This is a genomic window from Deltaproteobacteria bacterium (assembly GCA_019309545.1).
GTDB lineage: Bacteria > Desulfobacterota > Desulfobaccia > Desulfobaccales > Desulfobaccaceae > Desulfobacca_B.
In genome coordinates this window covers 1-3,230 of sequence record JAFDGA010000071.1, presented here as the reverse complement: position 1 = coordinate 3,230, position 3,230 = coordinate 1, and the positions used below count along the sequence as shown (strand labels likewise).

At 53.7% G+C, this 3,230-nt stretch carries 5 protein-coding genes; all 5 read right to left on the bottom strand.

The window, feature by feature from the left end; all coding sequences use genetic code 11:
• Positions 1 to 206: hypothetical protein (locus tag JRG72_11590; GenBank protein MBW2135846.1), on the bottom strand; the 206-nt coding region annotated here is incomplete at its 3' end.
• Positions 207 to 343: 137 nt separating this feature from the next.
• The gene (locus JRG72_11585) at positions 344 to 826 is read right to left on the bottom strand and encodes a hypothetical protein (protein MBW2135845.1); all 483 of its coding nucleotides are present in this window, start codon (positions 824 to 826) and stop codon (positions 344 to 346) included.
• Entirely contained in the window at positions 811 to 1,104 is a 294-nt protein-coding gene (locus JRG72_11580; GenBank protein ID MBW2135844.1) for an NTP transferase domain-containing protein, read from the bottom strand. The genes JRG72_11585 and JRG72_11580 overlap by 16 nt, the downstream gene beginning before the upstream one ends.
• A 94-nt stretch (positions 1,105 to 1,198) precedes the next feature.
• Positions 1,199 to 2,620 carry an undecaprenyl-phosphate glucose phosphotransferase gene (locus tag JRG72_11575; protein ID MBW2135843.1) on the bottom strand — a complete coding sequence of 474 codons (1,422 nt, stop codon included), beginning with the start codon at positions 2,618 to 2,620 and terminating at the stop codon, positions 1,199 to 1,201.
• A 381-nt stretch (positions 2,621 to 3,001) separates the two neighbouring features.
• On the bottom strand, positions 3,002 to 3,230 hold a 229-nt coding region (locus JRG72_11570), incomplete at its 5' end, for a transposase (GenBank protein MBW2135842.1).

Here is a 3,230-nt window from a genome sequence, read left to right as displayed (position 1 = left end):
TCCGGGTTGCGACCGCCGCCCGAGGGAGGCGGGGCGTCCTTGCGCCGGAAACTCTTCAGGGAAGCCCAGGCCTCGATCAGGGTACCGTCCACGGTGAAATGCTCGTCCGACAGCGGTTCGGCCAGGGCTTGATTCACCATTTTGCGGATCGGCCGGAGCCGATGGTCCTGGAGCACTCGAGCTTCAGGAGAAAGGTAGCTGAACATCGCTTGCTGTTGCACATCGTCACCGCGCCTAGTCGCTGCCTCCGTATAAGATCTTGTTATCCTTGAGTATAGCACCTTTTAGGCTCTAAGGACAGCACTTTTTGGTGGTCTCAAGTAAAGAGTTTTTCAACAGCCTGCTAGTGCTCAATGCTTGGTCGTCCTTGCTCGTCGTAGTGCATTTGCTCCAGATCCTGCAGTAAATCGGGCTGCCAGCACGCTACTGCTTGCAGGAAGGCATCTACCTGCCAGAAAAAAATGCCACTGTTCCAACTGTAGCCTCCTTCCGCCAGGTAGCGCGCCGCGGTCTCCGGATCGGGTTTTTCCACAAAGCGATCTATCTGATAGACTCCCCCAGGGACAGATCCGGAGGCCAAAGCTTCACCCTGCTTGATATAGCCATAGCCGCTTTCCGGCCTGGTGGGGGTAACGCCAAAAGTGACCAGGTAACCCTGTTGCGCCGCTGGCCGACCGGCCATCAGGGCCTCCCAGAATAATTGCGGCTGCACCATCAACTGGTCTGCGGGCAACACCGTCATCAGTGCTTGCGGGTCTCTCTCCACCAGGATACGCGCCGCCCAGGCAATGGCCGGGGCAGTATTCCGTCCTACCGGCTCTGCCAAGATGTTGCCGCCGCCGCAATTTCTGCATCTAACATTTCCGAATGGCGGCGGATCTCCAGTTCTTGCTCGCGGTGCGTCACTACCACTAACCGATCAGGGGGCACATATGGAACGATCCGTGCCACGGTTTCTTGCACCAGGCTGCGGCCATTCTGACATCCCGGCAGATGCAGTAATTGTTTAGGTTGCAACATCCGCGACAGGGGCCAGAGACTGGTCCCGGAACCACCCGCCAGGATGACGGCGTAAAGCAAAGGGGAGTTTTCGCAAGGAATCATGGTTTAACCAATATTTTGATTGGGATATCAGAGGCTTAACTGGGTCGCAGGGATTGTCAATATTTGTGCAGCAAAAACTGTGATAATAGCTGCCTCAATAGGCATGGGAGCCGGTGAAACCCTTAAAAATGGTAAGCCAGATGATCTTGAGATCAAACCATATGGACCAATAACGCAGGTACTCCAGATCATACTTGATGCGCTTTTCCATCTTTTCCAGGGTTTCGGTTTCCCCCCGCCAGCCATTAACCTGGGCCCAACCGGTGATCCCCGGACGCACCTTATGGCGCAGCATATAACCGGGTATCCGCCGCCGATAATATTCGTTATGGGCGACCGCATGGGGCCGCGGCCCGACGATCGACATGGTGCCAAATAGGACATTAAAAAACTGCGGCAGTTCGTCCAGACTGGTCCGCCGCAACAAATTTCCGAAACCGGTCACCCGCGAATCATTTTTAGTCGCCTGGGGGATATCCGGGCCATCTTCACACACTCTCATGGTGCGAAATTTGTAGACGATAATCTCTTTGCCATTCAGCCCATAGCGGCGTTGTTTGAAGAATATCGGCCCTGGAGAGGTTAATTTGATCCCCAGAGCAATAATGAGCATCAGGGGCGAAATCAGCAGCAGGATGATGCTGGCTAAGACGATATCTTCCGCCCTTTTTAGCCAGCCATTGATCCCATGGAAGGGGCTCTCCCAGATAGAAATCAGCGGGATCCCCTTTAACTCAGTGGAACATGCCTGTAGGAGTGAGAAGGTAAAGATATCAGGGACAAAATAGACCGAGGCGGTGGTATCCTGGAGGGCTTCGATTACCTCTCGGATACGAGCTTCGGCGCGCAAAGGCAGGGCCAGATAGACCATGTCAATCTTATTGGTCCGGACATAATCGACCATGTCCTCAAGATTGCCCAGTATCGAATATTCTTGAGCCCCGCCCTGCAAGGCAACCTTCTGACCTGTCAGGTGATCATCGAAAAAGCCCCTCAGGCGCATGCCTAGCCAAGGCGTATCTACAACATTTTCTGCCAGCCGGTGGCCCAGTTCCCCGGCCCCGGCGATGACCACGGTGCGACTGTTACGGCCCCATTCCCGCAACCACCGCAGACCGACGTAGACCTGGAGCCTTAATACCACCAGAGCCATCGGGGTCAGGATAAACCAAGAGAGGACTACCCGCCGTGCAAAAATGGTCGACGTCTTGGTAACGTAACCCAGCACCGCCAGAATGGCGATCACCACGGCCCAGGCCAAAAAGGTTTGGCGAAACAAGCGACCCAGGTAAACACCGCGCCAAGGTTGGTAAAGCCGGGTACTCTGAAAAACTATAACGGTGAGGAAAAATGCGACCCCCCCCATGACTAAATATTCAAAACTTATAGGTATAGAGTAGGTCCTGCACAAGATCAGCAGCAGGGCCACCACCACAGTACCGTCCAGCAGCCATTGGATTCTGGAAAGAAGCCAACGATACTGATTGAATATTCCTTCTCGGCTAGGGGCAACCATAAACTTCCTCCCCAAAGGACCCAGTGACAGGTGCCGTGTCCTGATGAGTTGAGGAATTTGGGTTAGTTAATTGTCCAACGCCCTCAAAGAACTAATTTTGGTTTATTAGGGGAAAGAGATTGGAATACGGTGCTATTATAAATAACCGGAGAAGGGCATGCAAGTATTTTCACGACGCCCGCTGTCAATTTCTGGTTAAATCCATCTCTTGAAAACCTCTTAGCAGGCCGTTGAAAAACCAACGTGATTTAACTCTGTCATCTGTTTCAAGGAGACTGCGCTACCTTTATGAACTGTAAATTCGCTAATAAATCTTGGTTACGTCCTCCGTCGGTGGCCGGTAGCAGTAAGAATTACCGCATTCCCGGGGTCCTTTTTGGTTCAGGTAGAAGCTGCCGCTATCAGGTTGCTGATTCGCACCAGATTGTAAGCCGCGGCGGTGAGGATAAACATCCAGCCCACCCGTTCCAGGCCTCGGTGCCGGGTTTTCCGGAGATTGCCGACGGTTTTCATCCACCCGAAGATTTCCTCCACCCGTTTGCGCAGGCGTTGGCTGAGGGCGTAGCCCGGATGGCGAGTAGTCCGGCCGTCAATGGCAGATTTCCGGCCT

What these genes read in the sequence shown, in the direction of transcription:
- JRG72_11580 (MBW2135844.1), bottom strand. Translation starts at nt 1,104, where the DNA reads ATGATTCCTTGCGAAAACTCCCCTTTGCTTTACGCCGTCATCCTGGCG.
- JRG72_11575 (MBW2135843.1), bottom strand. Translation starts at nt 2,620, where the DNA reads ATGGTTGCCCCTAGCCGAGAAGGAATATTCAATCAGTATCGTTGGCTT.